Raw genomic sequence first — 24,835 nt, forward strand, 5'->3', positions numbered from 1 at the left:
GCCAGGTAGTTCCCCATGATGCCCGCCGCCGCCCGACGCCTCGTCGGAGTCCTTCTAACTGCTGCGGCCTTGCTGGCCTCGGGCGTTCCCGCCACGGCGTTGAATGTTCAGCCGGTGATCATCGATCTCCTGTCTTCTGGCCGGCGCACCTCGACGGTGCTGACGCTCCAGAACACCTTTTCCACCACAGTTCCCGTCGAACTGACCGCCCGTCGGTTGGACGTCGTCGACGGCGAATTGCGTGAAACCGATGTCGAGGCCGAAGATCTTCTGGTCTTCCCGGCCCAGGCCACGGTGGAGCCGGGCCAGTCCCAGGCGTTCCGCATCCAGTGGGTCGGCGACCCCCAAATTCAGGCCAGCCAGCACTTTTTCGTCACGGTCGCCCAGCTGCCTGTGGTTCTGCCCGAAAACCAGAACGCGATTCAGGTCCTGTACAATTTCAAGGTTCTGGTCAGCGTCGGCGCGCCCGGCGCCGTGTCCGCCCTTGCGGTCCAATCGGTGGCGATCGAAACGGGCGACGACGGCGTCGGCCGCCCCGTGCTCACGGTCAGCAACTCCGGCGACACCTATGGCTATGTCGGCAAGAACCGTCTGACCCTAGTGCAGCGCGCGCCGAATGGCGACGAGATCCTGCGCGAATCCTGGGAGCCCGAGCAACTGCAGCAGCTGATGGGCCTGGGCCTGGTGCCTTCGGGCGCCACGCGCCGGCTTCCGATCAATATTCGTCTGCCGCAACCCAATGGCGAGGTGACGGTCGAACTGACTCCGGTACAGGACCGGTGATCGTGTGATCGACGTTCAACCGCCTTCCTATTATTCCGCCGCGTCCGAGGCGGCGTTCGAGGTGATCCAGACCGCGCCTCCGTCGCCGACGCTGAACCCTTCCGGCCGCGACGTCTACCTGGGCGGACCGCTGAAGGACGGACCCTTTATCCTGGGTGAGATTTCTTATCTGCTGACCGCCGACGGGCGTATCCAGGTGGACGTCGACCCGCTTCTGGACCTGCTGCAGCCCGTGATTTCGCCGGCCTCCTGGCAGGCGCTGGCCAGCGCCTTGGCGGGCCGGGAGCGGGTCTCGACCGTTGAATTGACGGACCTCGGCTTTCCGATCGCCTATGACCCGGCCACCTTCGGTCTGACGCTGTCGATCAGCCCCGATGTCCGGCCCAGAACCAGCCTGAGCATTTCCGGGGGACGAGAACAGTTTCGCGGCCCCGTGGCCAAGCCCGCGAATCTTTCAGCCTATGTGACCACCTATCTGACGACCGACTATGTGCATGTGGGCGAAGACTCCGGCTTCGGCACACCCAGCCTGCTGATCGACGGCGCGGTCCGCTTCCGGGGCGTCGTCCTCGAGAACGAAGCGACCCTGGAGGACGCGTTTATCCGCGAGGGCACGCGGCTGGTCTACGACGACGTCGCCCGGACCGCGCGCTGGACCGCCGGCGATCTGAGACCCCAGGCGCGGGGTTTTTCGGGGGCCAGCCCCATCGCGGGTCTGTCGCTGGAGCGGGTCTATGCCGATCTTGATCCTCAGCGGAACATTCAGCCGCGCGGCCAACGGTCTTTCACCCTTGTGCGCCCTTCGACAGTCGAAGTGTTCATAAACGGCCGTTCGGTTCAGCAGACGCGGCTGAACCCCGGGTCCTACGACGTCAGTGACTTTCCCTTCGCCCAGGGCGGCAATGACGTGCGGCTGGTGATCCGCGACGATGCGGGCGTCGAGAGCGTCTTTTCCTTCTCCATCTTCTTCGACCGAAGCCTGCTTGCAGCCGGCCTGACGGAGTTCGGCTTCTACGCGGGCACACGAACCGATTTCGACCAGGACGGCCGGGAATACTCGGGCGATGCCGCCGGGTCGGGCTTCTATCGGCGCGGTCTGACCGATGATCTGACGGCGGGCGCGAACTTCCAGGCCAGCGCACGAGGCGGCGTCTTGGGCGGTGAGATCGTCTGGGCGGCGCCGATCGGCACGATCGGCATGGATCTGGCTGGATCGTCCATCACCGATATCGGCGAGGGCTATGCGTTGAACCTCAGCTTCGAACGCGTTTTCGGCGCCGACCGAAGCAGCGCCCGTTCCTTGAACGCCACCTTCCAAACCGTCAGTGAATCCTTCGCCACGCCCGGCGTCGAACTGGCGGACAATCCCTTCGCCTATGAGGCCGGGGTCACCTATTCGCAGTCGATCGGCACGACCCAGTATGTGTCGGCGGACGTCTTCTATTCCGTGGGGCGGGGCGCACGAGAAGATCAGGCGTCGGCCCGCGCGAGCTACGGCTGGCGCGCGAGCGGTCGGCTGCTGTTCAACGCCGAGGCGAATTTCGAAAAGCGCCAGGACCGCACCGAGACCGGCATCCGGTTCGGGCTCACCTATCGCATGGGCTCCTACGCCAGCGCGACGGCCGAGGTCGACAGTCGCCGCAATCGGGCGCGTGTCGGCTACCAGACCTCGCGCGGACGGGGCGTCGGCTCCTGGAGTGCGGCGGCGAACCTGGACACGTCCGAAGAAGCGGCCGGCGTCAACGGGTCGTTCACCGCCCTGCTGAACCGCGCCGAAATCGGCGGGTCCCATCTGACGTCGTTCGACGCCGACAGCGGGGAAATCTCGGATCAGCGGACCTCGTTCCGGGCCGGGGGCGCGCTGGTCTATGCGGACGGCAAGATGGCGGTGTCGCGCCCGATCTACGACAGTTTCGCCCTGTTCGCGCCTCACGCCAGCCTGAACGATTCCCAAGTCTACGTGGAGCCCCGCGAGGGGAACTACACTGCACGGTCCGGTCTGCTGGGCGGGGCCGTTACGCCTGAACTCAGCGCCTATTCGCCGCGTACGGTGATGTTCGACGTGCCGGATGCGCCCACGGGCTACGACATCGGCGCCGGCTCGGTGCAACTGCTGCCGCCCTACCGTTCCGGCTATCTGATCACCGTCGGTTCGGACTATTCGGTCTCGGCCACCGGCCAGCTTGTCCAGGCGGACGGCGCGCCGCTCAAGCTCCTGGTCGGCACGGCCTATGAAATGGCGCGGCCTGATCAACCCGGCGTGCGGATGTTCACGAACAACTCAGGCCGTTTCGCCGTTCAGGGCCTTCGCCCAGGCCGTTGGCGGATCGAGGCCGGAGTCGACGGCGCGCAGACCTATATGATCGTCATACCCGCAGGCGCGGACGGCCTGGTCCGTCTGGGCGTCATCACACCGGAGCCCCGCCCATGAAGATCGCCTTGCCCACCGGTCTCGCCGCGCTCGCCCTGATGTTTGCGCCCGCCGCCGCACAGGCCGGATGCGCAGGGTTCGAGTCGCAGGGAACGGGCCTGTCCGTTCGCTACGATCCGTTCTCGGGTGCGCCGATCAATCATGCATTCAACATCCGGGTCAGCCGGACGGATCCTTCCGTGACGGCTGTCCGCTTCATCCTGGTCGACCCTGATCCCCGCGGCGGTCGCTCGCAGTTCGGGGCCGGCGGGCCACAGGGTTACGATGTCGAATGGGCGCGTGACTCTTCGAGACCGGTGCTTTTCAGCGGCGCAGAACAGCCCAATGCGACCAATGGGGCCGTCGTCAGTTTCAAGGCCGGGCCTGCGGGCGACGTCGTCAATGAGAGTTTCCGGCTGATGGCCCCGGCCGGCCAGTCTGTCGGATCGGGAGACTACTACGAGCCGCTCGAGGTCCGTTACGTCTGCTACTCGGGCGAGGAGCGGCTCGACGCGGCGGAGATCCAGCAGGGCGGCCGGGTCGCGCTGGATCTGGAAACGCCGGAAATGATTTCGGCCTATATCGGATCCGCAGGCCTGCGACGGGGCGAGATCGACCTGGGCGTGCTGACCCCCAACCAGTCCTCCAGCGGAACCGTGGTCGTGACCGCGCAATCGACCTCGCCCTACGAGTTGAGCGTGTCCTCGAAATGGGGCGTGCTGCGTCGCGGCGACGCCGATACCGCCGGTCTGCGCTATTCGATGCGTCTGGGCGGAATTCCGGTCGAGGCGGGGGCGGCGCTGGTGTGCGACCGCACACCGGCGCCCTCGGGCCGCAGCCATCCGCTGCAGGTCACGGTCAATGGCGATGACATCTCGACCCAGCCCGCCGGCGCCTACAGCGACGTGGTGACCCTGACCTTTTCTCCGCGGCTCGGACTGTCGCCCGGCGCCGGCTGTTCGGTCTAGAAGACCATGCCCTTGGCTTCGGCCCGGAGGCTCAGGCTCATGGCGTCCTGGGGCGACGACAGGATGATGCCGAGGTCGCGCTGACGGAACGCCGGCTGATTGCTGTCGATGATCACCGTCTGGGTGGCCGTTGAGGAGAGCGGCACACGCTGGCCGTCGACCACGGCGAAAGCGTCGATCAGACCGGCGGGATGGTTGAGGATCAGGCGATAACCCTCGATGTTGTTGCAGAGTTCGGTCATTCGGCCGAGGCCGGTCTCGCCAGTCTCGAAGGCAGGAATGACGGCCGCGCCGACTTCAACCCGGCAGATGGTTCGAGCGGTGGCTCGAATACCGATCGAAACACCGGCGGCGAAGGCGGGGGCGACGCCCAGCAGGGAAATGGCCGCTGCAAGCGTGGCCGTTTTCAGAATGTCAGAGCGCGAAACCATCAGGCGTCCCTCCAGGAGCGAGGCTTTACACCTATGCGCTTCGCCTGAAAGTCACTTTAATCGGCGTAGTTAACGCCTGCTTATCTTACCTCGACCATCCAGGACGCCCATCGCCGCTTGATCGTCTCCAGGCGACGCGCCGGGTCATCGACCATCTGGCGGTAGGCAGCGGGGGACATGCCGAAGCGGGCGCGGAAACGGTTGCGCATGTCCGCTTCGTTGCGGAAGAAATATCGGAGCGCCAACTCGGCCAGCGGCGTAGCATCGTCGGAGCGATCCAGCGTAGTGCGAACGGCAGCCAGACGACGGCCTTGAATGAAATTGTCGACGCCGCCGTGGGGAGCGAGCAGCCGGTATAGGGTGGCCCTGGAAACGCCGGTCGCCTGGGCGATGACGCCTGCATTGAGCTGCGGATCGTCGAGACCTTGCTCGATGGTCCTTTGTATGGCCTCGCGGCGATCGAATTCGATCCGCCGCCTCGCCGCCGTGGCGCCGCCGCCTGTCGGCCCGACGGCAAGACCCAGCAGGTCCACAAAGGTCCGCGACACCGTGGGAAGCGCATCATGCTCGAGCGCGCCGGCCCGGCGAGACATGGAAAGAAGATAGTCCCCCAGAAGGCCGGCCTGATCGGAGCCCAACACCCTGCCATGCAGGCCGTTGGCGGCGCCGGCCGCCGCCTCGATCAGATCACGGGCCACGCTGACCGTGATGAGCCGTGCATCCGGGATCGTGGTCTGGGTCTGCCGGCGAAGGTCCTGAAGCACCAGTTCGCCGGGGCGAACCTGATCGAACCCGCTGATCTCGCTGCCGATCAGAACACCCTCTACCACCAGGTGGGCGACGAAATGGGAAAAGCCGTTGAGGCCGACGCGCTGGGCCGGACGCGCGTGCCCGACGCCCGTCAGCCGGCGATCGAACAGGATGAGGCGATCCAGCCGATGCGCGGTGACTTCAGCGGACATGGGCTGTCCGCTGAACACCACGTCCGCCCCGCTGTCATAAAGTTCGCGATAGGCTTTGGCGGCTTCGGGCGGAGTCAGGCCTTGCGTCGAAAAGCTGAAGCTTTCGATCATGACCCGGCTTTGGGCCGTCGGGGCGCCTGGGCGCGGCTCGTGGAAAGCGACCCTCGACTCCCTGCGGTCGAGACGAAAAGGGGGGAGGTAAATCCCTGTATGGTACGCGGCACTGACGATCCTGATCTTGGTCCGATTGTGATGCAAGATTGGCGCCCGCTCTACAGACGCGGCGAATCCGATCACCAGTCTCAATCGTGAGACCAGCGGCGCAATACCCACACTTGGGGACAGGGCGTACTTATAGCCGGGCCAGCCTATATTAATCCCTGGTAAACCATGCCGCCCCCGATGACTTCTCGGCTCGCTGCGCAGCCAAGCGTAGCTATACGGGAGGATGAGGATCCTTCTCTTCACCTGTCCCGTTGGTTCGCGAACCACGCCATAGCTTGCCTTTTCCTTTCAGCGCAGACCCTGGAAGTGCTGGATGCGAACGCCTCAGCCATCCGCCTTGTCAGCGCGTCAGAGGAACTCGCGCTCAGCGGCGGCAAGCTGGTGGTGCGGGGCAAGGCGGCTGCGGAAAAGTTCCGTCGGTTCGTCTACGGTCTCGACGCTGCGCCCGAAATCCACGTGGTCGGCGATCACCACAGGTCGCTGCTCATGCGCGTGGAAAGGGTCGGTGAGACCGACGTGATCGCCGTTCAGCTTTTCCCGATCGCTCAGGATGAGGATCAAGGCCTGTGGGCGAACATGAGCGTGATCTTCGGCCTGACACCGTCGGAGGCTCGTCTGATCAAGCTTCTGATCGGCGGCGCCAATATCAAGACTCTGTCCGAAGATCTCGGCATCAGCATCGAGACTGCGCGGACTCATGTCCGGCGTTCCTATCTGAAGATCGGCGTGAGCAATCGCGAACAGTTGTTCGCGGCGATCGCTCCCTACCGCCTGAAGGGCTGACCTGAACGAACATATCGCCGGGGGCGTTCAGCCGCCCCTATTGCCCAGGCGGCTGAACGCCCCTAGAAGGCCCGTCCTGCCTATAAGCGGATGTGGCGGAACTGGTAGACGCACTGGATTTAGTTTCGGGCAAGAACTTTCTTCAAATCGTTGAAAAATAACCTAATATTTCGGTTCTTCTGTTCGAGCTGTGTCCAAATTTGTGTCCGCACACAGTGCCCAAACGCCGCAAAAATCCCGATGCTGACGCTTTCGCATGGGCGATCTCGCCGGTGCGATGAGTGGAAGTACAAGGGCAGGATTTGCGCCTAGTGCGCCGTGGCGACATTCACGGCTCTGATCGTGTCCAGATGCGGCCAAAGACTATTGGCGTTTGAAAACGTCCCCAATCGGCAAGCGCACGTCAGCAAACATCGACTCCACCAATTCCAAGAAGTCGTCTTCATCGATCCAATAGCCTTCATCCGGATGGGGCGGATCGTCATCTTCCGGGCCATAGGCGACGGCCTCGGCATGGACCTTGAGATCGTGCAGGCGTTTCGGCGATAGCGGATCAAGTTTGAGAAGGTCGTTCCGCGCGGCCGCCAGCCATTCCTTTATGGCCTTTGATGGCTTGCCTTTAAAACTGGCCTCAAGCGTATCAAGGAAAGCGGTTACCCTGGACGCAGCGATCGGCATTTGCGCTGGGGCGGAAAAACTCTGGGCTATGAACATAGAGCTTAGTCTCGTTGCCGGCGAACGTGAGCTCGCCGTCCAAGGTTTTGCCGTCGATGACGAACTTGCCTGAATGCTTTGCACCGTCTTCGATCTTCAACGCCATCTATGATCTCCCACTGGACTGAGAGGTCGGTCGTCGGGACAGTGGTTGGCAAGCAAAGGCTAGGTTCTGTCCACCGCCACCCCGTGAGAGAGTCTTCCCGTCCATCGCCAATGGATGGCCATTGCCTCCAGCCGTATAACCCGGATGTTCGACGAGTTCGGTCATGCGGTTGGTTGCTCATCAACGGCGGGCACTTCAGGGACAGCCCGTTCGTATTCCAAATGGTGGAGGGCCGCTCGCTCTTCACTGCGCCGCTGTTCCGAGCGTATTTCGTTTTCGAGCTGTCCGCCGTATCGTGCGGCAAATGCTTTCACCGGCTCCCGATCATCGTCTCTCCACAGTGCGATTGCTGCGCGAAGCTGCTTCAGCCGATTGACAAAACCGAACTCTCCGGAGGTCACGCCGGTCCGTTGAAGCACCAATTCCGTGAATTCAACGAGGGCATCATCTGCGGGCAGGGATGCAATAATGTCCTTCGCCACAGGGTGGAGGAAGGGCTCGCCCGAATAGGCGCGCATCGTCTCAAGGACGAACCGCACATCCTGCGGATCGTCGGTCCCGATATAGGCTCGCAGCGCATCTTCGAGTGGCCCTGAGAAGTCCGGGAACACCGTCTTGCTGAACTTGCCGCCATAGTAGCTGAAGAAAGGCGCGCATCACACCCCGCGTCAGCGCCCGGAGGGAGCGGAGCTGCACGAAACGGAGTGGAGGAAGCGAGCTGGGTTGAAACGCGCCGGCCTGCCGCCAAAACGCGCCCATCGATGCCGTGAATGCGCCGCTCGGCTCAAGGGAAGAACCTCCCTGGCGATCGGCACCCCAGCGCCGGGCCCAACGGCGAGCACCCGGCGAGAGGTGGCGAGGTCAGATGCAGTCCCGCCGTGGCCTCCGAAGGCTCCGGATGGGATTGGCGGTCGGGCGATGCAAGATGGCAGGCCCCGTCTGCCCGGCAAGGCGGCTTTCTTCCGTGCTGCGCGTGTGCAGATCGCCCCGCTGGGCGGCGCAAGCGACCTGTGCCGGGCGAGCCAGAGCGGCTGCCGAAGGCTCCTCGCCGACGCGCAATCCCGCGCGGAGGATCAAGAGGAGGCCGTATGAGCTGGACCGAAATCGCACTGACCATCACCGCCGTGGCGCAACTGATCGCGGCGCTGGCCACCCTGATCGGGGTGATCCGAGGCTCGCCTTAATGGCGAGCCTTCCTAGGAGAACGCCCGGTGAGGCGTTGAAGAGAAAAGGAAGCCCATGGTCATTGCTCCAGGGAAGGATTGCTCCTCGGCGTTCGCCGGATCGCAAAGGCGATGGCTGCGCCCGTTCGGTCGCTGGACGCCACCGGCCCGACCTGTTCAGTTCGGGCCTTCGCGCGCGCTGGGGCGGCCGGTTCCGGCCTGGCTCCCAGCGCTTCAGGAGGTGGTGGTGCGGCTAGAGGGACTCGAACCCCCACGGTCACCCGGCGGCACCTAAAGCCGCTGCGTCTACCAATTCCGCCATAGCCGCAGAACCTCCTCGTCTATAGCGGGCGGGAATAAATGGGCAAGGAAATCCTCAGTTAAGGAGTAGGTGACGCCTCCGAAACTGCACCCGCTTCTTTGCGCACGCGGCTGCGTTTGGAGGCGTCGCGCTCGGCTCTGGAGCGCCGTATGTTGATCTGGCGGGTGTCGAGGCGATCTCGAAGATGCACGGCGTAGAAGTTCTGGATCATTTCCATGCTGGTGCGGCAGTTGTTCGCCACCTGGACGATGGTTGCCCCGTCCATGAGCCGCATGGAAATGTAGGTGTGTCGGAGGCTGTAAAGCGTCCGCACCCGGCCGTTGCGGTCATACTTCAGGCCGAGTTCATGCAGGATGGCGTTGAACGAGTCCCGATCATATCTCGGGAAGAGTAGGTCTGTCGGTCTCAGTTCGCGCGGCTCAACTTTGACCGGTTCCGGCCGATGAGCGACGGGCTTGTCGGAGCGCTTCCGCCGAGCCCAGACTTTCGGCGGATTCTTGAGCTCCTCGGTGCGCCGCGCGAGCACACGCCGGAACGGCTCGACTGCTCCCGGCATGGTGACGCAATAGCCGGTGCCGGTTTTGCCGCGCACGTCGATGGAGAGAATGTCCGCTTTGGTGGCGGGGTCCCATTCAATGGCCACGTCCCGAACCTCCAAGCGGAATAATTCGTCAGGGCGAAGACCAGAGTTGCCCAGGAAGAGCACCATGTCATGAAGGTCGGCATAGCGCTCTTTCCAGCCGGGGCGACCGCCGTCCTTCGCCTTTTTTTTGGTCGCTGAGTAGAGCTGGATATACTCCTCGGGAGAGAACCATGCCCGGTGCTCTCGTTTGGTCTGACTCTTGTAGGGCATTTCGAGGCTGGGCACATGACTGATCCAGCCAAGTCCCTCGGCATGCTTGAGCACCTGGCGAATATGGACCAGTTCCTGACTCATGCTGCTGCGAGAAAGCGGCTTGCCCTTAGCTTCCGCCTTCTCGCGTTCGCAGTTCGCCAGAATGGCCTCACGTTCCTCGGGGGTGATATTGGCCTTGGCCAAGAGCTTTTTTGCTTTTCGTTCAGCTCCCGCGATGGCGAGGGCGAGCGTCTTGGCGACGGTGTCCTCCATCCGCTTCACCCGGTAGTCCATGACAAGGCCGCGATTGATCTTGGACAGCGGGGTATTCCGGAAGAACGGCAGGAGGCTCGCCTTCATGCGCAGCTCGAGGTTCTTCACATAGGCGGGGCTGCGCACACTGGCGGCGAGAATCCGAACATGACCCATGTAGTGCTCGGCCGCTTCCCCAAAGGTCTTTTCCCGGCGGACGATCTCGCCTTTTCGCAGCATGCCGCGAAGATCGAGATACCATTCCTCGGCAACGTCCTTGGCGCGGGACAGGTCAGTTTGGTGGGTTGATTCCCGGAAGCGTTCACCGCCCACGCGGGCGGCGCACTGCCAAGTTTTCGAATTGCCACGGCGGTAAAGCTGCAAGCGTCCATCGAACATCGTGTGCGTAGTCACAGCGCCTCCTCGACCGGAAACCCGGCCGGTTGAGAGTGGTCAACGGCGCAGCTTAAGTGTGTCCACGGTGTGTCCAGGCCTTGCAAGCGCCAGACGAAAATACAGTGTTGATTTAACTGCTGTTTTCGTCATATGTGTTGTTTTAACACTGGATTTAGGTTCCAGCGCCGCGAGGCGTGGAGGTTCGAGTCCTCTCATCCGCACCAAAGCAAAAAGGCCCCGGATCGCTCCGGGGCCTTTTCTTCTTTTTGGGCCTATCGCTCTCGCAGGCGACTTGAGGCCTATTTTGAGCTGGTCGCCCTCAGGGCTTAGGGCCGTCTTGGATGGCCTGCCTGAGGACGTCAACGTGTCTTAGCTGATCGGCGGAACGGGCGGGGGCGGCAGGTCGCTGTCGGTCTCGTGGACCTCCATCCGGCCGCGTCCCAGGTGGCTCTTGCGATAGCCATAAAGGAAATAGATCAGCAGACCGAAGCCGCCCCAGATCGGCAGCACCATCTTGGCGTCGTGCGGCAGGTTCCAGAACAGGAAGGCGCAGCCGAAGGCCGACAGGGGCGCGAAGACCCAGATCAGCGGCGTCCGGAAGGGGCGCTTGCGGTTGGGCTCTTTGACCCGCAGGACAAGGACCGCGATCGACACCATGAAGAAGGCGAACAGGGTGCCGGAGTTCGAGATGTCGGCCAGTTGGCCGACCGGGAAAAGGGCGGCGCCGATGGCCACGGCGATGCCGGTGAAGGCCGTGACGATATAGGGCGTCTTCCACTTGGGGTGCATCTTGGTCAGGCCTTCCGGCAGCAGGCCGTCGCGCGCCATAACGAAGAAGATGCGGGTCTGGCCGTAGATCATCATCAGGATGACCGAAGGTAGGGCCAGCAGGGCGGCAGTGCCCAGGGCGTTGCCGATCTGGGGATGGCCGATCACGCGCAGGACGTGGGCCAAGGCCTCGTTGGAGCAGACCAGAGCCTCGGCGTTGGCCGGCAGGGCGCAGGCCGCGACGAAGGCGGGCGAGCCGGGTTGGACGGCTTCGCCGGCCGCGCCGAGCACCGGCTGTGCGCCGATGGCGCCGGCCGCGCCGAGGGCGACCAACAGATAGAAGACGGTGCAGATGGCCAGCGAGCCGATCAGGCCGATCGGCACGTTGCGTTGCGGGTTCTTGGTCTCTTCAGCCGCAGTCGAGACGGCGTCGAAGCCGACATAGGCGAAGAAGATCGACGCGGCGGCGCCGACGATGCCCATGCCGGAAGAGGCGCCGAACAGGCCGTTGGGCGCGAAGGGCGACAGGTTGGCTGTCTTGATCACCGGCAGGGTGATGACGATGAAGACGGTCAGGGCGACGACCTTGATCAGAACCAGGACCGCGTTGACCCGAGCCGATTCCGTCGTCCCCAACATCAGCAGGCCGGTGACCAGAAGGGCCACGACGATGGCCGGGATGTTGACGATGCCCGCCGAGAAGTCAGGGGTGGGAATGAAGCCGTTCATGGCCCATGTCGGTCCGGCGGATAGAAGGTCGGGGAAATCAAACCCGAGCATGTTCTCTATCAGCCCCAGCACGTATCCCGACCAGCCGACCGAAACGGCCGAGGCCGCCACGGCGTATTCCAGGATCAGGGCCCAGCCCACGCACCAGGCGAGCAACTCGCCCATGACGGCGTAGGTATAGGTGTAGGCCGAGCCCGAGACCGGGGCCATGGCCGCGAGTTCCGAATAGCAGAGCGCCGCGACGGCGCAGACGGCGCCGGCGATGACGAAGCTGACCATCATGCCGGGACCGGCCTTCTGCGAGGCCGCAGCCGTCAGCACGAAGATGCCGGTGCCGATGATGGCGCCGATGCCCAGCAAGGTCAGTTGGATAGGTCCGAGCGACCGATGAAGCGACTTCTTCTCGGCCGTGGCCAGAATCGCGTCGAGCGACTTAACGCGCCACATAGAATACCCCCACGTTTACAGCGGCCCCTCGGCCACGTCGGCGGGACGCTAGCGGCGGATCGCAGGCCGCGCAACGCGCATGACGAGGCGGTAAAGCCCTCACGACGCTTTCGTGATCACGGCGCATCGGTGGCGTAACGGGGGCGCATCGGGTTAGAGGCGGGACATGTTGCCGATCCACGCCGTCCTCGAACCGCTGAAAGCCGTCCTCGCGGCCGGAAATACGGCGGTGCTGGCCGCGCCGCCGGGGGCGGGCAAGACCACGGTCGTGCCCCTGGCCCTGCTGGATCAGGCCTGGCTGGGCGAGGGGAAGATCCTGGTGCTGGAGCCGCGCCGTATCGCCGCACGGGCGGCGGCGGACCGGATGGCCGACACCTTGGGACAACAGGCCGGCGGGACGGTGGGGTATCGTACCCGTCTGCAGAGCCGGATCGGGCCTCAGACGCGAATCGAGGTGATCACCGAGGGGGTCTTCACCCGAATGATCCTGGATGATCCGGGGCTTGAGGGCGTCGGCGCCGTCCTGTTCGACGAATTCCACGAGCGTAGCCTGGACGCGGATCTGGGCCTGGCCCTGGCGCGGGAGACGCAAGGGGTGCTGCGCGACGACCTGCGTCTGCTGGTCATGTCGGCGACCCTGGACGTGGCGGGGGTGTCGCGCCTGCTCGACGGCGCGCCGGTGATCGAGGCGGAGGGGCGGGCCTATCCGGTCGAGACCCGTTATCTGGGGCGCAATCCCGCCGAACGGTTCGAAGAGGCGATGGCGCGGGCCTGTCTGACGGCCCTGGGCGATGAGACGGGATCGGTGCTGGCCTTCCTGCCGGGACAGGGCGAGATCCACCGGGTGGCGCGACTGGTCAACGAACGGCTGCGGCTGCCGAACGTCGATGTGGTTCCGCTGTACGGCGGGCTGGACCGGGCGGAGCAGGACCGGGCCATCGAGCCGGCGGCGACGGGACGCCGCAAACTGGTGCTGGCGACCTCGGTGGCGGAGACCAGTCTGACCATCGACGGGGTTCGGGTGGTGCTGGACGGCGGCCTTTCGCGCGTGCCCCGGTTCGAGCCGTCCAGCGGCCTGACGCGCTTGGCCACCGTGCGGGTCAGCCGGTCCTCAGCTGAACAGCGGCGGGGGCGGGCGGGGCGGACCGAACCGGGCGTCTGCTATCGCCTGTGGGACGAGGAACAGACGCGGGGTCTGGTTCCGCATCAGCGGCCGGAGATTCAGGAGGCGGACCTGACCGGTCTGGCGCTGGACCTGGCGCGATGGGGCGCGCGTTCGGTCGAGGGGCTGGCCCTGCTGGACCCGCCGCCAGCCGGGGCTATGGCGGAGGCGCGCAAGGTGTTGACGCGGCTGGGGGCGCTGGATGCGGACGGGGGGCTGTCGGCGCATGGGCGACGGCTGACCCGAATTCCCCTGTCGCCGCGCCTGGCCCATATGGTCGCCGTTGCGTCGGACGGGGGCGACGCGATGACGGGCGCGCGGATCGCGGCGGTGCTGAGCGAGCCGGGCCTGGGCGGAAACGGGATGGATCTGGCGGATCGGCTGGTGGGCCTGGAGCGGGATCGGTCGCCGCGCGCGCGGGACGCCTTGAAGTTGGCCGAGCGCTGGGCGCGGGCGGCGGGGGGAGGCGCGGGGGGATCGGTCGAGCCGGGTCTGCTGCTGGCCGAAGCCTTTCCGGAAAGGATCGCCAAGGCGCGGGGCAAGGCGGGTGAACTGTTGCTGGCCAGCGGACGGGGCGCGATGCTGGACGCGACTGATCACCTGGCGCGCGAACCCTGGCTGGCGGTGGCGGAACTGGGCGGTGGCGAGGCGCGGGACCGGGTGCGGCTGGCGGCGGTGTTGGACGGGACGCGGATCGAAGCGGATCTGGGGCGGCTGATCGAGATCGAGGACCGGCTGGTCAAGGAACCGTCGGGTCGGATGGTGATCCGGCGCGCGCGGCGCATCGGCGCCCTGGTGCTGGACGAAAAGACCATCGGTATGCCCGACGCCAAGGCCATGACGGCGGCCCTGAAGTCCCAGGTGGAGGCCGAGGGGCTGGGCGCGCTGGACTGGGGGGAGCAAGCCGCCGGATTGCGCGCGCGATTGGGGTTCCTGCACGGCCTCGATCCCGTCTGGCCCGACATGTCGGACGCCGCCCTGCTGGAGGCGCGCGCGGACTGGCTGTGGCCGTTGCTGGAGGGCGCGCGGTCCTTGTCGTCAATCGTTGACGGGCGGTTGGCCGAGGCGTTGCGGGGGCTGGTCCCCTGGGACCTGCAGAGAAAGCTGGACGAACTGGCGCCGGTGCGGCTGACGACGCCGCTGGGGTCGGCGGGGATCGACTATGGCGCCGAGGGCGGGCCGCGCGTAGAGATCCGGGTGCAGGAGCTGTTCGGCGTCACCACCCATCCGACGGTCGGAGGCGGGCGGGTTCCCCTGACCTTGTCGCTGTTGTCGCCGGCGCGGCGGCCGGTGCAGGTGACCAAGGACCTGCCGGGCTTTTGGACGGGGTCTTGGGCGGCGGTGCGATCGGACATGCGCGGCCGCTATCCGCGCCACCCCTGGCCGGAGAACCCGGCCGAGGCGCAGGCGACCAACCGGGTCAAACCGCGCGGAACCTGAGGCTCGGGCTTGACCGCGTGCGGTGATCAAGCAATGCCTTTGCGCCCAAACAGGATTCCGCCGTGTCTGACGCAAAGACGATTTCGCCGACCGCCCGAAAGGGGCGGGTTCTTTTCGCCAGCCTGATCGGCACCACGATCGAATTCTACGACTTCTACATCTACGCTACGGCCGCGGTGCTGGTGTTCCCACGGCTGTTCTTCCCCGGCGCCGATCCGACGACGGCCATGTTGTCGTCCTTCGCCACCTTCTCCATCGCCTTCTTCGCGCGGCCAGTCGGCGCTCTGGCCTTTGGGCATTTCGGGGACCGGGTGGGGCGCAAGGCGACGCTGGTGGCGGCCCTGATGACCATGGGGGTCTCGACGGTGGCCATCGGGCTGCTGCCGACCCATGCCTCGGTCGGGATCATGGCGCCGCTGCTGCTGGCCCTGTGCCGGTTCGGACAGGGTCTGGGTCTGGGCGGTGAGTGGGGCGGGGCCGTGCTGCTGGCCACCGAGAACGCCCCGCCGGGCAAGAAGGCCTGGTTCGGCATGTTCCCGCAGCTGGGGGCGCCGATCGGCTTCATCCTGTCGACGGGGGCCTTCATCGTGCTGACCTCGACCATGAGCGAGGCGCAATTCGAGGCCTGGGGCTGGCGTCTTCCCTTCCTGGCCAGCGCTGTGCTGGTGTTCGTTGGCCTGTGGGTGCGGCTGAAGATCACCGAGACGCCGGAGTTCCAGACTGCGATAGATCGCAAGGAGCGGGTCAAGGCGCCGGCCGTGACCCTGTTCGCCCATCACAAGATGGCGTTGTTTCTAGGGACGTTCAGCGGGGTGACGACCTTCACCCTTTTCTATCTGATGACCGTCTTCGCCCTGGGCTGGGCGACAACGGGGATGGGGCTGGCGCGCGGCGACGTCCTGCCGGTCCAGCTGATCGGGGTGCTGTTCTTCGCCGCCTTCATCCCGGTGACGGCCCTGCTGGCGGACAAATACGGGCAGGTGAAGGTGCTCATCGCGTCTTCGGTCGGGATCGGCCTGTTCGGGGCTCTGTTCGCGCCGCTGTTCGGGGCCGGTCTGACGGGGCTGTTGATCTTCTTCGCCCTTGGGTTCGGGCTGATGGGCTGCACCTATGGGCCTATCGGCGCGGCGATGGCGCGGCCCTTCCCGACGACGGTCCGCTACACGGGGGCGTCGATGGCCTTCAATCTGGCCGGGATCGTCGGGGCGTCACTGGCGCCCTATCTGGCGACCTGGCTGGCGCGGAACTATGGGCTGGCGGCGGTCGGCGGCTATCTGGCCGTATCGGCGGTCATCACCATCCTGGCCCTGTGGTGCATGGGACGGGTCAGCCCGGAGACCGAACTTTAGGCCTCGTCCGTGGCGGCGTAGACCATGATGCCGGTGGCGATGGCCAGGTTCAGGCTGTCGGCCCGGCCGCGCATCGGGATCTTGACGTTGACGTCGCAGGCGGCGGCCAACTGGTCGGTCAGGCCGGCCTGTTCATTGCCCATCAGGATCAGCGACGGCTTCTGCATCACGGCGGAGCGGTGGCTGACCGTCGCGTCCAGGCGGGTGCCGACGACGCTGCCGGGCCAGGTCTTGCGCCAGGCCAGGAAGGCCTCGGGATCGGTCTTTGTGATCGAGACGGCGAAGACCGAGCCCATGGTCGCGCGCACGGCCTCGACCGAATAGGGATCGACGCAGTCGCCGATCAGGATGACCCCGCCGCAGCCGGCCGCGTCGGCGGTGCGGATGATGGTGCCCAGATTGCCGGGATCGCGCACCTGTTCCAGGGCGACCCAGCAGGGCGCCGAAGCCGGATTCAGGCTGTCAAGCGGCGCATAGGCCTGATCGAACACGCCCAGCACGGTCTGGGGATTGTCGCGACGGCTGATCTTTTCGAGGATGGCGTGGGTGACGATGATGATGTCGCCGCCGGCCTTGCGCGTCTCAGCCTTGGCGCGGTCCAGCAGAGGGTGGGGGCGGGCCTCTTCGCCGACCAGCAGCATGCGCGGCGCGCGGCCCAGGTCCAGGGCCTCGCCGATGAACTTCAGACCTTCGGCCAGGAAGGCGCCGGTCAGGTCGCGTTCCTTGCGCATGTGCAGGGCGCGAACGCTCTTGATCGTGTCGTTCGTCAGGGAGGTGATGACGCGATATTCGTCTTTGGCGCTCATCGGCTCCACCGCGCGAAGAAGGACAGGCCGATGGCGCGGGCGTCCGGGCCGTCTTCCGACAGGGCCAGTTCGCCCCAGTCGATGCGGCCGCCGCGATCATGGGTCGCCTCGGCCATCAGATGGGCCAGGGACAGGCCCGAGACCCGGGCGGCATAGGCGTTAAGCAACAGGAAGTCGGCGTCGTCGGCCAGCAGGGCGGCGCAGTCCTTCAGCAGGGCCGGCATGTCCTCGAACAGGCGCCAGACCTCGCCGGTGGGGCCGCGCCCGTATTTGGGCGGGTCGAGGATAATGCCGTCGTATTTGGAGCCGCGACGCACCTCGCGGGCGACGTATTTGCGGGCGTCCTCGACGATCCAGCGGATCGGGTGTTGAGAGAGGCCGGACTGTTCGGCGTTCTCGCGAGCGTAGGCGACCGACTTCTTTGAGGCGTCGACGTGGGTGACCTCGGCCCCCGCGGCGGCGGCGGCCAGGCTGGCGACACCAGTGTAGCCGAAGAGATTCAGGATCTTAGGCGCTCTGCCGGCTTCGCGCGTAAAGCTGCGCACCCGTCCATCCAGCCATTCCCAGTTGGCGGCCTGTTCGGGGAAGAAGGCCAGGTGGCGGAAGGGGGTGAAACGGCCGGTGAATTTCACGTCGCGCCATTTCAGGGGGAAGGCGTCGATGGGGCCGTGCTGGTCGAACTTCCAGCGACCGGAATCTTCCTCTTCCTGTTGGGGATCGAAGGTGGCCGTGGCGTTCTCGAAGGCAGCCGGATCGCGCGGGGACCATAAGCACTGGGGCTCGGGACGGACCACGGTGTAGCGGCCGTAGCGTTCCAGCTTCTTGCCGTCGCCGGAGTCCAGCAGGGCGTAGTCGGACCAGCCGCGGGTCACGAGGGTTTCGGGGGTCGGGGAGAGCAGGGGCGCCATCCTGCGGCTGATAGGCGGTCAGGCGGCCTCGCGTCCAGCGTCCAGCGCGGCGACCGGCGCGCATTCGACATCGATCTCTGCGTCATGGACGGTCTTGTCCCAGACGTGGGGCGCCACGATCAGTCTCCAGAACGCATGGACGAAGGCCAGACTGAGCAAGGACCAGTAGGCGGGGGCCGCCAACATGTCGGTGAGACGATAGTCCATTCCGGCGCGCCGTGCGCCGACGGCGCAGCCCATCCAGGCCGTGACGACGCCCAGAGCCAGAACGGCGAACGACGACAGGGGGGCGGCGGGCGCAATGCCGGCGTGCAGGCCCAGCATCAGTGCCGACGCGAGCCAGGCGACGGTCGGTGCGTGGCAGGCGGCCGAGACGATGGCAGCGCCCAGGGTCATAACCAGCGACAGCAATCCCCGTCGGCCTAGTGCGAGAGGGGCGCGGGTCTGGACGCCCCAGGTCTGCATATAGCCCTTCAGCCAGCGGGTGCGTTGCGGCAGCCAGCGCTCTAGGCCGCCCGGCGGGGTTTCCCAGGTGGGGCTGTCCAGCACGCCCAATCCCCAGCCGGCCGCCCATAGTCGAAAGCCGAGATCGGCGTCTTCGGTCACATTATGGGCGTCCCAGCCGCCGACGCCGCGAAGGGCCGTCATCCGGACATGATTGCTGGTGCCGCCCAGGGGGAAGGGCAGGCGCAGACGGGCCAGGCCGGGCAGGTTGACCTCGAACAGGGCGGCGTATTCGAAGGCGAATTGTCGGTCGAGGAAGCTGGACAGACCGACCTGGTTTCGGCGGATGCGGAGCGGCGCCTGCAGACAGCCCAGCCGGGGCTCCTGGGCAAATCGGGCCGCCGCTTCGCGCAACTGGCCAGGATCGGGGGCGTCCTCGGCGTCATAGATCGTGATCAGTTCGCCTGTGGCGACCGACAGGGCGTGGTTCAGGGCGCGCGGCTTGGTCTGGGGGCTTCCATGGGGAACGACGAGAATTTTCAGCCAGGCGGGGCGGCGCGCGACCATGGCGGCGTTTAATGTGGCCTGGTCATCGGCTTCGAGGATCAGAAACCCCTCAAGCTGGCGGCGGGGGTAGTCGATGCGCGAGAGGCGCTGGATCAGTTGGGGAACGACGGCGGCTTCGTCGTGCAAGGCCGCCATTACGGTGTAGCGGGGCCAGCGTTTGGGGGGCGTGGGGAGCGGCGACGGGCGAAGGCTGGCGATGGCCACGACGGCGCGCCATAGGGCCGCGAGCACGAACCCGGCCTGAAGCACGAACACCATCCAGGCCAGGGTCGGGCTGGGCCAGGCGACAAGCGTGGCGACCAGGGTCACCGTAATGGCCGCCATAGTTGCGGCCTGCCCTGGCGTCGGCGATCGCCGCGCCGCGCCGATCATTGGTTCTGTCATTGGTCCCGCCCCGTCTGCCCCGCCGGACCGAACACAACTCTAAATGTACAGTCAATGCAACCTGGTTGTGTCTGGCTGGTTGGCGCCAATGACGGATTGTCGCTATTCAGGACGCCCTGATCCGGAGTCGCTCTTGTCCACTGCTTCACCTTCTTCGCGTTCCAGCCGCAAACCGAAGGGCGAAGGCCACTCTCGACGCGGCGAAATTCTCGCCGCCGCCGAACGGATTTTTGTCGAACACGGCTACGAGGGCGCGACCATCCGCAAGATCGCGGACGAAGTGGGGCTGTCGTCGACGGCCCTCTATATGCATTTTCCCGACAAGGGGGCGATCCTTCAGGAAATCTGTCGCCATGCCTTCGGCGAACTGATTGCGGCCACGGCTTCGTTGTCCGCGATGGAAGGCCCGCCCGAAGTCCGGTTGCGGCGCCTGATCGACGCCTATGTCGATTTCGGGTTTGCCTATCCCAACGCCTATCGACTGATCTATCTGACCCGTCCGGTCGAAGCCCGCGAGGGCGCGCAGAGTCTGGCGCAAGAATTGGGCGCCGGCGTCTTTTCAGCCTTCGAAAACCTGGTGGCGGAGGCGATCCGGTCCGGGCGGATGACGGGCGATCCCTCCGCTGTCGCCCAGGCGATCTGGGCGGCGGCGCATGGCGTCGTCTCCCTGATGATCACAAAACCCTATTTTCCCTGGGCGCCGCGGGAGGTCCTGGTGAAGACGACGCTGGACGCCGTTTTCACCGGCTTGCTGAAATCATGAGGCCTGGCTGGGGGGCGGTGCTGACGGCGTGCGCTCTGTCTGTCCCTCTGACCGTGGCTGAGGCCGCCCCGGCGCGACCGTTGCGGATCATGGCCCTGGATCAATGCGCCGACCAGTATGTGCTGGCTTTGGCGCCCGAAGCGGACTTGGCCCTGTCGCCTCGCGCAGACGATCCGGACGCGTGGTTGAGGCGTGAGGCGGCCGGGCATCTTCGTCTGCGGCCGACGCTGGAGGCTGCGGTGGGCTTCAGGCCGGACATTGTGGTCCGCTACTGGGGCGGCGAGCCCAGGCTGTTGAACGCCCTCGAGCGGCGCGGCGCGAAGGTGGTCGCCATCAATGATGCGACCGATCTGGAAGGGGTCAGGGCCAGTCTCCGCGAGACGGCCAAGGCGCTGGGCCAGGTCGAAAGAGGCGCCCGCCTGGAGCAGGCTATGCAGGCCAGCCTGGATCGCGCGGCCCCGCCCGCAGGGGGCCCACGGCCGGGGGCGGTCTATTTGACCTCGGGCGGTTATACGTCCGGGCCGGGCACGCTGATGGATGCGATGATGCGGGCGGCGGGGTTTCGCAATCTGACCACGGCACCGGGCTTTGGCGCGATCAGCGTCGAGCGGATTGCGTTGCAGCCGCCGATCCGGTTCGTGCTCGGTTTCTTTGATCAGCTGCGCGCCGACTGGCGCGGGCCGGGGCGGCATCCAGTTGTGAAACACGCTGCGGAGGGGCGGACGGCGGCGCGGCTGCCGGCGGCGGTCTTGACCTGTCCGGCCTGGTTCGCGGCGGACGGGGTGGAGATGATGGCGAAGGGACGGCCATGAGCCGGACGGTGCGATTGTGCCTGATCCTGGGGCTGCTCAGCGCGGCGGCCGTGGCGGCGGCCATCCTGTTTGGAGAGACGGGGTTCGACGGCGCCCAGTATGTGGCGGCCTTCAGCGATCCGTCGTCGGGGCCGTGGGAAGTGTTTTGGCAGGTGCGGGCGCCGCGTGCGGTTTGCGCCCTGCTCGTTGGGGCCTGCCTGGGGTTGGCGGGCGCGGTGATGCAGGGCTTGCTCCGCAATCCGCTGGCCGATCCCGGGGTGCTGGGGGTCTCGGCGACGGCGGCTCTGGGGGCGGCCCTGGCCATTGTTCTGGGTGGTGCGGGCGTGGCGGGGCTGGTCGAGGTTTCGGCCCTGGTCGGGGCCGCTGTCGCGGGCGGCCTGTTGATCGTCGCTGCAGGCCTGATGCGGGCGCCGGAGGCGCTGATCCTGTTCGGGGTCGCCCTGTCCAGCTTCGCGGGGGCGGCCACGGCGCTGATCTTCAACCTGTCGCCGTCGCCCATCGCCCAGGCCGAGGTCATGTCCTGGCTGCTGGGGTCGGTGCAGAACCGCAGCTGGGTCGATGTGGCCTGGGTCGCGCCCGCGCTCGCGGTTGCGGCGCTCTTCGCCGGCCTGTCGGCGGGCGGGCTGCGCATGTTGACCCTGGGCGACGAGACAGCGGCGGCCTCGGGCCTGTCCATGGGGCGGTTGCGGGTCTTCGCCCTGATCGCGGCGGCGGTGGCGACCGGCGCGGCGGTCGCGGTCGCGGGCGTGATCGGCTTCGTCGGTCTGGCCGCGCCCCATCTGGTGCGGGCGGCGGTGCGGGGCGACGCGGGACGTATCCTGGCGCCCTCGGCCCTGGCCGGGGGACTGATGCTGGTCGTCGCCGATCTGGCGGCGCGGCTGACGCCGACAGATCAGGAGCTGAAACTGGGGGTGTTCACGGCCCTGATCGGCGCCCCCCTGTTCGCCTTGATCGCCTGGCGCGCGGCGCGGGAGTGGCGGTTGTGATCGCGCCTCTGACGATGTGGGACGCCGATGCGAGCCTGGGCGGCCGCAAGGTGCTGGACGGCGCCGACGTGCAGGTCGAATATGGCCAACTGGTTGCCTTGGTCGGTCCCAATGGCGCGGGAAAATCCTGCCTGATCAAGGCCTTTGCCGGCTTGCTTGAACTGGATGGCGGCGTTGCTCGACTGAACGGCGACGATGTCCGGACGCTCTCGCCGCGAGAACGCGCCCGACGCGTCGCCTATCTCCCGCAGGAGCGCCGCATCGCCTGGAACCTGCCGGCGGTCGAGGTTGCGGCCCTGGGCGCGCCCTTCCTGTCGGGAGCCGACGCCCTGGCGCGGGCCCATGCGGCGCTGGCCGAGGTCGGCATCGCCCACCTGGCGGATCGCGGCGTGGCCGAGATGTCGGGGGGCGAACGGGCGCGGGTGCTACTGGCGCGCGCGCTTGCGACAGACACGCCCCTGCTGCTGGCGGATGAACCCATCGCCGGTCTCGACCCGGATGCGCAAAGGCTGGTGCTGGAGCGGCTGCGCGCCCGCGCCGACGGCGGGGCCGGGGTGCTGGTCAGCCTGCACGATCTGACGCTGGCGGCCGCAGTCGCCGACCGGGTCGTGGTGCTGGATCGGAGTCAGGTCGTGGCCCACGCCCCGCCCATGGAGGCTCTTGAGCCGGACGTGCTCCGGAGCGTCTTCGGCCTGGACGGGCGCTGGATCGAGGGGCCGGACGGGCCGCTGCTGGCGGCCCGCCGGGCTCAATAGGCGACGTAGGGACGGGGACCCGCGGCCGCGCCGCGGGCGATGTCGGCTGAGGGCGTCAGGGGCCCCGAGCCGCCGTTCAGCCGGGCCTTGTAGACCGCCATATTCTCCATCACTCGCATCATATAGTTGCGTGTCTCGGTGAAGGGCGCGCATTCGATGAAGTCGATGGCCGCATTGGCGTCGCCGCGCGGGTCGCCGCAGCGGGCGATCCACTGGTTCGGACGGGCCGGGCCGGCGTTGTAGCCGACCGTCGTCAGCAGCATGGAGCCGTTGTTGGCCGCCATCAGCTCGCCCAGGTGATAGCTGCCCAGGGTCATGTTGTAGTCCGGATCCCACAGCTGCTCGGCCGAGAAGCTCATGCCCAGACGGCGGGCGACGCCAGAGCCGGTGGAGGGCAGGAACTGCATCATGCCGCGCGCATCGGCACCGGAGCGGGCGCGGGGATCGAAGCTGGATTCCTGGCGGGTGATGGCCTGGGTGAACTCCAGCGGCGCGGCGCCGGCGACCTGGGGCGGGATGCGGATCGGATACATGCGTTCCGGCAGGACGAAGCCGCGCTGGCTGGCGGCGCGTCCGACCATCATGGCGGTGAAGCCTTCGCCATAGCTGCGGGACAGGTCCATCAGCAGGGCCAGGTCCTCGATGGTCGGCAGATCATTGTCGAGCTGATAGGCGAACACCCGCAGCAGACTGGTCTCGCCGGTTTCGCCCAGGATGCGCGTGGCGCGGACGATTTCGTTCGCCTCGAACCGGGCGACGTCGGTCGAGGTAGGCGCGGGATCGCCCGGCAGGGTCAGGGTGGTGATCCCGGCTTTCTCCGCCGCCAGCTGGCCGTAGAAGGTCTGCCAGTGCCGGGCGCCGTTGCGGTAGTAAGTCTGGGCTGCGTCGCGCTCTCCCCGCGCCTCGGCGGCCCGGCCCAGCCAGTAGTAGGCGCGGCCCTGGGTGATCGGGGTCGAGGACGCGGTGCGCAGGGCCTCGAAATGGCGGGCGGCGACCTCGGGCTGATTCAGCTTGGTCAGGGCGACCCAGCCGGCGAAGAATTCGGCGTCCACCATCCGGTCGCCGGAGGTGAAGCCGTGGCCGTTCATGGCGTCATAGGCGGCGCGCCAGTTTCCCTGCTGCAGGGCGTCGAGATAATAGTTGCGGCGCTCGGTCCACAGGGTGTTGTCGCCGGCTGAATGGCCGGGCGCGGGCGGCAGATTGGCCAGGAGCGGGAAGGCCTCGGACTGGCGATCCTGTGAGCGCAGGATGCGGACCCGTTCCAGCGTCACCGCCGGATCGGCCGCCTGGGCCGGGGTCAGGCCGGCGACGACGGCGTCCGGGCTGTAGGCGGTGCGCAGGCTCATGACCGTATTGGCGATGGCCGCCCGTTCCGGCGAGACCAGGTCGACCATGGCGCGCGTCGCAGGGCCGTGCGGACCGAGGAGCAGCATGTTCAGCCGCGCCTCATGATCCGCCAGGGTCAGTTCGCCGCCCCAGCGGGCGAGGATGCGCGATTGCGGTTCGGCGTCGAAGGACCGGGTCCGCCACCAGTCGCGGATCAGGGCGCGGGCCTCGCGGTGGCGTCCGCGCTGTTCGAGGGCCAAGGCGTTGGCGATGGCGCCTTGCACGGTTTCCGGCGGGTGGTCGGAGAACAGGGCCATGACGGCGTCCGGCCCGGCGCCGGCGCGGTCCAGCACCATTTCGGCGGCGGCGCGACGGGATTCGGCGCGGGGCCAGCCGGCCAGCGCCGTCTGGGCCTGCGCGAGCTCGGCATAGGACAGTTGTTCGCCCGAGGTGTCGATCAGGGCCCATTCAACGAGCTTGCGCGCCGTCGGGTCGCGCAACTGCGACATCGCCGACTGGGCGCCGGGAATGTCGCGCGCCCGCGCCGCCGCCAGACCCTGGCGGAACAGCGCCGTGTCCTGATCATTGAGGACGCGGCCCTGATAAGTGGGGCTGTAGCCGGGAACGGTTTGTGAGACGGCGGAATAGGGAACAGGTTGACCGGGCAGGGCGTCCTGCGGGGTCGGGGCGAGGACGGCGAGGGCCGCCGCCAGGCTGGTCGCGATCATGATCTTTCCTGTTCTCATTCATCCCGGTTGCGGCGGAGCCGCTGGCGACCTAACTTCCCGCGCTCTCAAGACAGAGGTTCTGGACATCCGTCCATCGCCCCTCCCCACGCA

The 24,835-nt window shown here is 66.6% G+C and carries 21 protein-coding genes and 1 tRNA gene; 10 read left to right on the forward strand and 12 right to left on the reverse strand.

Annotated elements, in window-relative coordinates; translation table 11 throughout:
• Window positions 1-15 precede the first annotated feature (15 nt).
• The 3 genes from ACVPT3_RS07925 to ACVPT3_RS07935 are packed head-to-tail and all read left to right on the forward strand — an operon-like array spanning window position 16 to window position 4,161.
• Window positions 16-783 carry a fimbrial biogenesis chaperone gene (locus ACVPT3_RS07925; RefSeq protein WP_492043590.1) on the forward strand — a complete coding sequence of 256 codons (768 nt, stop codon included), beginning with the start codon at window positions 16-18 and terminating at the stop codon, window positions 781-783.
• A 4-nt stretch (window positions 784-787) separates the two neighbouring features.
• Window positions 788-3,214 (forward strand): fimbria/pilus outer membrane usher protein, encoded by a 2,427-nt coding sequence (locus tag ACVPT3_RS07930; protein WP_492043591.1) that lies wholly within the window; start codon window positions 788-790, stop codon window positions 3,212-3,214.
• Window positions 3,211-4,161, forward strand: a complete 951-nt coding sequence (locus ACVPT3_RS07935; protein ID WP_492043592.1) for a hypothetical protein — start codon at window positions 3,211-3,213, stop codon at window positions 4,159-4,161. Before ACVPT3_RS07930 ends, ACVPT3_RS07935 begins: the two co-directional genes overlap by 4 nt.
• Here ACVPT3_RS07935 and ACVPT3_RS07940 read toward each other — a convergent pair.
• Both ACVPT3_RS07940 and ACVPT3_RS07945 read right to left on the reverse strand, forming a co-directional pair.
• Window positions 4,158-4,592 (reverse strand): hypothetical protein, encoded by a 435-nt coding sequence (locus ACVPT3_RS07940; protein ID WP_492043593.1) that lies wholly within the window; start codon window positions 4,590-4,592, stop codon window positions 4,158-4,160. The two genes, ACVPT3_RS07935 and ACVPT3_RS07940, sit on opposite strands and share 4 nt — an antisense overlap.
• Before the next feature lie 80 nt (window positions 4,593-4,672).
• Window positions 4,673-6,046 carry a helix-turn-helix domain-containing protein gene (locus tag ACVPT3_RS07945; RefSeq protein WP_492043594.1) on the reverse strand — a complete coding sequence of 458 codons (1,374 nt, stop codon included), beginning with the start codon at window positions 6,044-6,046 and terminating at the stop codon, window positions 4,673-4,675.
• 39 nt (window positions 6,047-6,085) lie between these two features.
• Here ACVPT3_RS07945 and ACVPT3_RS07950 point away from each other — a divergent pair, with 39 nt between their 5' ends.
• Entirely contained in the window at window positions 6,086-6,562 is a 477-nt protein-coding gene (locus tag ACVPT3_RS07950) for a helix-turn-helix transcriptional regulator (protein WP_492043595.1), read from the forward strand.
• Window positions 6,563-6,925: 363 nt separating this feature from the next.
• Here ACVPT3_RS07950 and ACVPT3_RS07955 read toward each other — a convergent pair whose 3' ends face one another.
• From ACVPT3_RS07955 to ACVPT3_RS07980, 6 genes are all read right to left on the reverse strand, one after another.
• Window positions 6,926-7,240 carry a hypothetical protein gene (locus ACVPT3_RS07955; RefSeq protein WP_492043596.1) on the reverse strand — a complete coding sequence of 105 codons (315 nt, stop codon included), beginning with the start codon at window positions 7,238-7,240 and terminating at the stop codon, window positions 6,926-6,928.
• The gene (locus ACVPT3_RS07960; protein WP_492043597.1) at window positions 7,203-7,382 is read right to left on the reverse strand and encodes a hypothetical protein; all 180 of its coding nucleotides are present in this window, start codon (window positions 7,380-7,382) and stop codon (window positions 7,203-7,205) included. The genes ACVPT3_RS07955 and ACVPT3_RS07960 overlap by 38 nt, the downstream gene beginning before the upstream one ends.
• Before the next feature lie 161 nt (window positions 7,383-7,543).
• Window positions 7,544-7,993, reverse strand: coding sequence for a hypothetical protein (locus ACVPT3_RS07965; protein WP_492043598.1), 450 nt, complete (start codon window positions 7,991-7,993; stop codon window positions 7,544-7,546).
• Between the two features lie 797 nt (window positions 7,994-8,790).
• Window positions 8,791-8,873: transfer RNA gene (locus tag ACVPT3_RS07970), tRNA-Leu, on the reverse strand.
• 52 nt (window positions 8,874-8,925) lie between these two features.
• Window positions 8,926-10,368, reverse strand: coding sequence for a site-specific integrase (locus ACVPT3_RS07975; RefSeq protein ID WP_492043599.1), 1,443 nt, complete (start codon window positions 10,366-10,368; stop codon window positions 8,926-8,928).
• 351 nt (window positions 10,369-10,719) lie between these two features.
• Complete coding sequence (locus ACVPT3_RS07980; RefSeq protein ID WP_492043600.1) at window positions 10,720-12,294, reverse strand: amino acid permease; 1,575 nt, start codon at window positions 12,292-12,294, stop codon at window positions 10,720-10,722.
• Between the two features lie 166 nt (window positions 12,295-12,460).
• Here ACVPT3_RS07980 and hrpB point away from each other — a divergent pair, with 166 nt between their 5' ends.
• Window positions 12,461-14,896: an ATP-dependent helicase HrpB gene (gene hrpB / locus ACVPT3_RS07985; protein ID WP_492043601.1), complete on the forward strand. Its 2,436-nt coding sequence runs from the start codon at window positions 12,461-12,463 to the stop codon at window positions 14,894-14,896.
• A gap of 62 nt (window positions 14,897-14,958) precedes the next feature.
• Window positions 14,959-16,245 (forward strand): MFS transporter, encoded by a 1,287-nt coding sequence (locus tag ACVPT3_RS07990; protein WP_492043602.1) that lies wholly within the window; start codon window positions 14,959-14,961, stop codon window positions 16,243-16,245.
• On the opposite strand, the gene ACVPT3_RS07995 is transcribed toward ACVPT3_RS07990, so the two are convergent.
• From ACVPT3_RS07995 to ACVPT3_RS08005, 3 genes are read right to left on the reverse strand one after another with little or no spacing between them, the layout of a single operon-like run.
• Window positions 16,242-17,051: a TrmH family RNA methyltransferase gene (locus ACVPT3_RS07995; RefSeq protein ID WP_492043603.1), complete on the reverse strand. Its 810-nt coding sequence runs from the start codon at window positions 17,049-17,051 to the stop codon at window positions 16,242-16,244. The genes ACVPT3_RS07990 and ACVPT3_RS07995 overlap by 4 nt on opposite strands.
• Window positions 17,048-17,959, reverse strand: coding sequence for an RsmD family RNA methyltransferase (locus ACVPT3_RS08000; protein WP_492043604.1), 912 nt, complete (start codon window positions 17,957-17,959; stop codon window positions 17,048-17,050). The genes ACVPT3_RS07995 and ACVPT3_RS08000 overlap by 4 nt, the downstream gene beginning before the upstream one ends.
• An 18-nt stretch (window positions 17,960-17,977) precedes the next feature.
• A complete protein-coding gene (locus ACVPT3_RS08005; RefSeq protein WP_492043605.1) occupies window positions 17,978-19,294 on the reverse strand; it encodes a glycosyltransferase in 1,317 nt (438 codons plus the stop codon).
• 193 nt (window positions 19,295-19,487) lie between these two features.
• Between ACVPT3_RS08005 and ACVPT3_RS08010 the strand changes: the two genes are divergently transcribed.
• Genes ACVPT3_RS08010 through ACVPT3_RS08025 form a run of 4 tightly spaced genes read left to right on the forward strand, consistent with a single transcriptional unit; the run spans window position 19,488 to window position 22,670 of the window.
• Complete coding sequence (locus ACVPT3_RS08010) at window positions 19,488-20,117, forward strand: TetR/AcrR family transcriptional regulator (RefSeq protein ID WP_492043606.1); 630 nt, start codon at window positions 19,488-19,490, stop codon at window positions 20,115-20,117.
• Window positions 20,114-20,929 carry an ABC transporter substrate-binding protein gene (locus ACVPT3_RS08015; RefSeq protein WP_492043607.1) on the forward strand — a complete coding sequence of 272 codons (816 nt, stop codon included), beginning with the start codon at window positions 20,114-20,116 and terminating at the stop codon, window positions 20,927-20,929. The genes ACVPT3_RS08010 and ACVPT3_RS08015 overlap by 4 nt, the downstream gene beginning before the upstream one ends.
• Complete coding sequence (locus ACVPT3_RS08020; protein WP_492043608.1) at window positions 20,926-21,915, forward strand: FecCD family ABC transporter permease; 990 nt, start codon at window positions 20,926-20,928, stop codon at window positions 21,913-21,915. Before ACVPT3_RS08015 ends, ACVPT3_RS08020 begins: the two co-directional genes overlap by 4 nt.
• On the forward strand, window positions 21,915-22,670 hold the full coding sequence (locus ACVPT3_RS08025) for an ABC transporter ATP-binding protein (protein WP_492043802.1): 756 nt from the start codon (window positions 21,915-21,917) through the stop codon (window positions 22,668-22,670). The genes ACVPT3_RS08020 and ACVPT3_RS08025 overlap by 1 nt, the downstream gene beginning before the upstream one ends.
• Here ACVPT3_RS08025 and ACVPT3_RS08030 read toward each other — a convergent pair.
• Window positions 22,664-24,724, reverse strand: a complete 2,061-nt coding sequence (locus ACVPT3_RS08030; RefSeq protein ID WP_492043609.1) for a lytic transglycosylase domain-containing protein — start codon at window positions 24,722-24,724, stop codon at window positions 22,664-22,666. The genes ACVPT3_RS08025 and ACVPT3_RS08030 overlap by 7 nt on opposite strands.
• Between the last annotated feature and the right edge of the window lie 111 nt (window positions 24,725-24,835).

Source organism: Brevundimonas sp. FV1ps31S, assembly GCF_058681265.1.